The organism is Streptomyces sp. NPDC060000 (assembly GCF_042737375.1).
Classification (GTDB): Bacteria; Actinomycetota; Actinomycetes; order Streptomycetales; family Streptomycetaceae; genus Streptomyces.
Window position 1 is genome coordinate 100,423 of sequence record NZ_JBHWUU010000018.1, and the last position, 6,593, is coordinate 107,015.

Consider the following 6,593-nt stretch of genomic DNA (forward strand, 5'->3'; position numbering starts at 1 on the left):
GGGGTGGTGGCGCGATAGGTTAATTGGGGGGTGCGGGGGGGGGTGGGCTGACCTCACACCGCGGCCCCAACACTCGCCGACGGGGGGCCCGGGCGTAGAACTCCCGGGCCCACGCAGCGTCGGTCACGTCAGCCACGCAGCGCCTTGCGGCGGCGGGTCGCGACGACGATCGCCGCGCCGCCCGCCAGCAGCGCGGCCGCGCCGCCCGCGATCAGCGGGGTGTTGCTGTCCGCACCGGTCTCGGCGAGGTCGCCACCGCCACCGTTCGGCGTGGGCGCCGGCGCGGTGGTCGACTCGGAGGCGGACGCGGACGGCGTCGGCGTGCTCGACTCCGACTCCGAAGAGGAAGGCGAGGGAGACGTGCTCCCGGACGCCGACTCCGCCGGCTCGGACGGCTGCGACGGCTCCGACGGGGTCGAGGCGGACGGCGACGGCGACCCGCCACCACCGGCCGGCGGGGACGACGGCGGCTGCTCGGTGACCGTGCAGTCCTTCGTGCCGCCGTTCCAGGCCGCGATCAGCTTCTCCTTGATGACCGGCCGGTCCGGGCCCTTGGGCAGGTCCCCGTGGACGAACCCGTCCTTCGCGTCGAGCTTGCCGTCGAACTTGACCGCACCCCGGTAGAGGTCGATCTGCGCGTAGCAGCCCGCGTCGGGCACGGCGATGTCGAGCGTGTCGGTCTTGCCGGGCTTGACCGTCACGGTGTCGAAGTCGACGAAGACCTGCTCGCCCGAGGTGCCGAAGTCGGCACCGTGGGCGAGGTAGGAGGCCAGGGAGGCGGTGCACGTCGTCGCGTCGCCGGCCGCGCGGACCGTGACGTGGATCTTGCCGTCCCCGGTCGGCCTGAGGTTCTGGTCGTCGACCCGGACCGAGTTGTAGAAGTGCGTGCCGTCGAGCGAGAACTCGCAGCGGTCGGTCCCCGTCTCGGTGCCCGCGCCCGTCCCCGGCTGGTACTGACCGCCGGACTTCCAGCCGTCGCCACCGGGCGTCCCGGTGCTGGCGAAGGCGCCGGAAGCGGCGGCGACGGAGGCGGCGCACAGGGTGAGCGACGCGGCGCCCGCCCCCAGCAGCCGGCGTGCGGTGACACGTCTCGCTATGGACATGCGAATCCCATTCTTGGCGAGTGCCAGGACTCATCGGCCGGAGCGGAACGGCCGGGGCTGATTGGTCAGATCAGTGAAGGAAAGAAGAAAACACCAGGCCCTCTGGTCACAGGGGCCACAGCTTGGGCCCATCGTCGTGCGGATCGCAGACCGCTGTCAACCTGCGTCAAACCTCGAGGAGTTCAAAGTTCCGCCACATCTTCATCACGTGCGGAATGATCTGATCCGAATGGCTCGCACGTTCACATTCCCGGCAAGATGGACAGACTTCCGCTCATGACCGACATCTCCTCCCACCGCCCCGACTGGTGGCGACAGGCCGTCGTCTACCAGGTCTATCCGCGCAGCTTCGCCGATGCCGACGGCGACGGACTCGGAGACCTGCGAGGCGTCACCGACCGGCTGCCCCACCTGGCCGGCCTCGGCGTGGACGCCCTGTGGCTCTCCCCGTTCTATCCGTCCGAGCTCGCCGACGGCGGCTACGACGTCGCCGACCACCGGGACGTGGACCCGCGCCTGGGCACCCTGGCCGACTTCGACGCGCTGACCGCCGAGGCCCACCGCCTGGGCCTGAAGGTGATCGTCGACCTCGTCCCCAACCACACCTCCCGCCGGCACGTCTGGTTCCAGGAGGCGCTGGCCGCCGGCCCCGGCTCCCCGGCCCGCGAGCGCTACGTCTTCCGTGCCGGGCGCGGCCCGAGCGGCGAACTCCCGCCCACCGACTGGCAGTCGGTCTTCGGCGGCAGCGCCTGGCAGCGCGTCCCCGACGGCCAGTGGTACCTGCACCTCTTCGCCCGTGAACAGCCCGACCTGAACTGGGACCACGAGGAGGTCCGCGAGGACTTCCGCACCACCCTGCGCTTCTGGTCCGACCGGGGCGTCGACGGCTTCCGGGTGGACGTGGCGCACGCCCTCGCCAAGGACCTCACCGAACCCCTCCGCGACCTGGGCGCACCGGAACTGATCGGCGAGGCGGCCCTCGCCCAGCTGCCCCCGGGCACCCACCCCTTCTACGACCGCGAGGAGGTCCACGAGATCTACCGCGACTGGCGCCGCGTCCTCGACACCTACACCCCGCCCCGCACGGCCGTCGCCGAAGCCTGGGTCCCGGGCGCCCGCCGCGCCCTCTACGCCCGCCCTGACGAACTGAACCAGGCGTTCAACTTCGAGTACCTGCAAGCGGTTTGGGACGCCGAGGAGATCCGCACGGTCATCACCGACTCCCTCGCCACCGCCCGTGCCGTCGGAGCCTCGGCCACCTGGGTCCTGTCCAACCACGACGTCCTGCGCCACGCCTCCCGGCTCATGCTGCCGCCGGGCACGGACGACAACGCCTGGCTCCTCTCGGGCGGCCACGCCCCACGCGTCGACGAGAGCGTCGGCCTGCGCCGGGCCCGCGCGGCGACGCTGCTGATGCTGGCGCTGCCGGGATCGTCGTACGTCTACCAGGGCGAGGAGCTGGGCCTGCCCGAGGTCGCCGACCTGCCCGTGGAGGTTCTCCAGGACCCGCTCTGGGAGCAGACGGGCCGCGTCCGCAAGGGCCGCGACGGCTGCCGGGTGCCGCTGCCGTGGACGACGACGGGAACGTCGTACGGCTTCGGCGCGGCCGGCGCCTGGCTGCCGCAGCCGCCGTACTTCGCGCGGTACGCCGTCGAGGCCCAGGACGGTGTGCAGGGCTCCACCCTGGAGCTCTACCGCACGGCCCTGCGCCTGCGCCGCAAGCTGCTCGACGGCGAGGACCTGACCTGGCGCCTGGACACCCCGCCGGGCGTGCTGGCCTTCGCGCGCCACGACGGCTGGCGGTGCGTGACCAACCTGTCCCGGGCGCCGGTGCCGCTGCCGCCGGGAGAGGTACTGCTGAGCAGCGCCCCCCTCGACGACGGCGGGCAACTGGCGCCGGACACGACGGTCTGGCTGGCCTGACTCCCCGGCCGCTGTCCCGGGCCGAAGTGGAAGTGAAACATTCCGGTCCGCGCACCTCGTCTGTTGAGAGTGAGGCACATGTCTCCTCGTGTGCCCGATTGCCTCTCCGAGGGGGACAGTTGCGCAGAAGACACAACGGACCTGGCAAGGCCGTCATGGCGGCGGCGCTCGCGCTGGCCGCGGGGACGGCCGGTGCCCTGCCGGCCATCGCCGCACCGGCGGCGGCCGTGTCGCCCGCCGCCACCGGGGCCGGGGCCGGCGCCGCCGCCCCCGTGACCCACTGGATCACCCTGATCACGGGTGACCGGGTGGGTGTGAGCGCGGCGGGCGAGCCCGTCCGGATCGTGCCCGGCAAGGGCCGCGAGAACATACCCGTCAGGATCGAGAGGACCAAGGAGCACACCCTGGTCCTCCCGCTCGACGCCCGGCCGCTCCTGGACACGGGCCAGGTCGACGAGCGGCTGTTCGACATCAAGGAACTCGACGGTGCCGCCTACCGGAAGCGCCACGCGGCGGACACCGGGCTGATCGTCAGCTACCGCGGTCCGGCCGCGGGCGCCGCCGCGGCGAAGGCGGCCCGGAGCCTGAAGTCCGCGTTACGCGCGGAGGGCGGAGCCGAGGTCCGCCGCTCCCTCCCCCGGATCGACGCCGAAGCCCTCACCGTGCCCGACGCCTCCGCGGACGCCATCTGGAAGGCCCTTACCAGGCCTTCCGGCCAGGCCCGCGCCGGACAGCGCACCGCCGACCCCGGGCTGCGGCGGATCTCCCTCGACGGTGTCCGCCGGGCGAGCCTCGACAGCAGCAAGACGCAGATCGGTGTGCCCGCCGCCCGGCAGGCCGGCTACGACGGCCAGGGGGTGCGGATCGCGGTCCTCGACACCGGGGTCGACGAGACGCACCCCGATCTCCAGGGGCGGCAGGAGGCCGAACAGAACTTCTCCGCCTCGCCCGACACCAGGGACCGCTTCGGTCACGGCACCCATGTGGCGTCCATCGCGGCCGGTACGGGAGCGAAGTCCGGCGGCACCTTCGAGGGCGTTGCCCCGGGCGCCCGCATCCTCGACGCGAAGGTCCTCGGCGACGACGGCAGCGGCAGCGAGTCCGACGTCATCGCCGGTCTGGAATGGGCGGCCGCCCAGCACGCCGACATCGTCAACCTGAGTCTCGGCAGCCAGGACCGGCCCGGCGTCGACCTGCTGGAAGAGGCCGTCAACCGGCTCTCGGCCGAGCGCGGCATCCTGGTCGTCGCCGCCGCGGGCAACGACGGCCCGGCCGCGGGCACCGTCTCCTCGCCCGCCAGTGCCGAGAATGCGCTGGCGGTGGGAGCGGTCGACGCGAACGACGCCGTCGCCCCGTTCTCCAGCCGGGGCCCGAGCGCCGACAACCTCGTGGTCAAGCCGGACATCACGGCGCCCGGGGTGGACATCACCGCCGCCGTGGCGCCCGACAGCGTGATCGCCCGGGAGGTCGGCGAGCAGCCGCCCGGATACGCCACGATCTCGGGCACGTCGATGGCCACCCCGCATGTGGCCGGCGCGGCGGCGCTGCTCAAGCAGCGGCATCCGGGCTGGAAGAGCGCCGAGCTCAAGGCAGCCCTCGTGGCCTGCGCCAAGCCGGTCGGCGCGGGCGCGTTCGCGGAGGGCGGCGGTCGCGTCGACGTCGCCGCGGCCATCGGGCAGACGGTCGTCTCCGAGCCCTCGGCGGTGACGTTCGCCCGGCAGTCCTACCCCCACGCGGACGACGCGCCCGCCACGAAGGGGATCACCTACCGCAACCTCGGCGGTGAGCCGGTCACCCTCGACCTGTCGGCGGCAGGCGTCGGACCCGACGGAAAGCCGGCGCCGGCGGACATGTTCACGCTCGACGCCCAGCGGCTGACCGTCCCCGCGAACGGGACCGCCACAGTCGCCCTGACGGCCGACACCCGGCCCGGCGGCGACGTCAACGGGGTGTACACCGCGACCGTGACGGCCCGGGGAACGGCCCAGACCGTCAGGACGTCGGCGGTCATCGAGCGCGAGGTCGAGACGTACGACGTGACGGTGCGGCACCTCGGCACCGACGGCGAGCCGACCGCGAACTACTGGCCCCAGCTGTACGGGCTCACGGGCCTCGGCGTCGCGGGCCAGGACTATGCGAAATGGACCCGGACCGACGCCTACACGGTGCGTCTGCCGAAGGGGGTGTACTTCCTCGACGCGATCATCACCGACGCGGACGGGACCGACAGCCGGATCACCGCACCGCACTTCGAGGTCACCGGGCAAACGACGGTCACGCTGGACGCGCGTACCGCGAAGCCGATCGACATCACCGGCCCCGACCCCGCCGCGGAGCGGGTGTACGCCGAGATGTTCACCGAGCTGAAGACCCCCGAGTTCGGCACCTCGACCGCCATCGCCGGCAAGTCCTCCGCGAAGCTGCGCAGCGCACAGCTCGGTCCGGACTTCTCGACCGAGGGCACCCTGTACCAACAGTTCAACGCACTCGACATCAACGACACGAAGGAGTACCGCTTCTCCTACGGCGGCAAGGTGACCCGGCTGGCCACCGGTTTCGCGCGTACGGCGAAGCCGGCCGAGATGGCGAAGATCAGCACCGCGCTGGGGGCCACGGCCGCCGACAAGCAGGGGATGCTCTTCGCCCGAGCGGTCGTCCCGGACATCTTCGGCTCCATCATCAGCCCGGGAGTCATGCGCCCGCTGCCCGTGGCGACGACGACGTACGTGACGACGGAGGGCAACGACTGGGTCATCGGGCTGGACCAGTACGACGAGACGGGGAGCTACCCCGAGCTGTCGCACGGCACGGGGATGGAGCGGTACGAAGCCGGGAGGTCGTACCGCCGTGACCTGGGCGTCGGGGTCTTCGGGCCCGCCCTGGGAACCGCCGAGGGCGTCTCCCGCAACGGTGACACCATCACCGGATGCCTCACCCCCTTCAAGGACGGCACCGGCAACTGGAGCTACGCGAACGACGACACCGTCACGGCCACGCTGTACCGGGACGGCGCCGAGGTCGCCTCCACACCGGACCTGCTGGGCTGCTGGAACGGCGTCACCGTCCCGGCGGAGCCCGGTGACTTCCGGCTCACGGCGACCGCCACCCGCGCCGGTCCCGCCGCCGCGCCCACCGAGGTGTCGGCGGCCTGGACCTTCACCTCCGGTCACACCACCGCCGAGGAGGCGCTGCCGATCTCCGTGGTCCGCTTCACGCCGCGTCTCGCCCTCGACTCGACGGCCAGGGCCGGAGCGGTCACCCGGGTGCCGGTGACCGTGGTCGGCGCCGCCGCCGGAAAGAACCTCAAGTCGCTCACCGTCGAGGTCAGTCACGACGGAAAGACCTGGACCAAGGCAAAGCCGGGCAAGGGCGGGTTCCTGGTCCGCAACCCCGCGGCCGGCCAGGCCGTCTCGTTGCGCGCCGTCGTGGTCGACCGGCAGGGCAACACACTGACCCAGACGATCAGCAACGCGTACCGGGCCAAGTAGGGCGCCCGGTACCTGATCCGCCGCACGGGACGGGGGTGCCCGTGCGGCAACGGAGCGGCCCGGCCGACACCTGTCGGCC

The 6,593-nt window shown here is 72.5% G+C and carries 3 protein-coding genes; 2 read left to right on the plus strand and 1 reads right to left on the minus strand.

What is annotated here, in order from left to right:
- Window positions 1-128 precede the first annotated feature (128 nt).
- Window positions 129-1,103, minus strand: a complete 975-nt coding sequence (locus tag ACFWBB_RS12600; RefSeq protein WP_385269991.1) for an LAETG motif-containing sortase-dependent surface protein — start codon at window positions 1,101-1,103, stop codon at window positions 129-131.
- A 276-nt stretch (window positions 1,104-1,379) separates the two neighbouring features.
- Between ACFWBB_RS12600 and ACFWBB_RS12605 the strand changes: the two genes are divergently transcribed.
- Entirely contained in the window at window positions 1,380-3,026 is a 1,647-nt protein-coding gene (locus ACFWBB_RS12605) for a glycoside hydrolase family 13 protein (RefSeq protein WP_385269993.1), read from the plus strand.
- Between the two features lie 119 nt (window positions 3,027-3,145).
- Window positions 3,146-6,514 carry a S8 family serine peptidase gene (locus tag ACFWBB_RS12610; protein ID WP_385269995.1) on the plus strand — a complete coding sequence of 1,123 codons (3,369 nt, stop codon included), beginning with the start codon at window positions 3,146-3,148 and terminating at the stop codon, window positions 6,512-6,514.
- Window positions 6,515-6,593: the final 79 nt, after the last annotated feature.

Bases quoted from the DNA above. Each gene is read 5' to 3' on its own strand.
- ACFWBB_RS12600 (WP_385269991.1), bottom strand. From the start codon at position 1,103: ATGTCCATAGCGAGACGTGTCACCGCACGCCGGCTGCTGGGGGCGGGC.
- ACFWBB_RS12605 (WP_385269993.1), top strand. From the start codon at position 1,380: ATGACCGACATCTCCTCCCACCGCCCCGACTGGTGGCGACAGGCCGTC.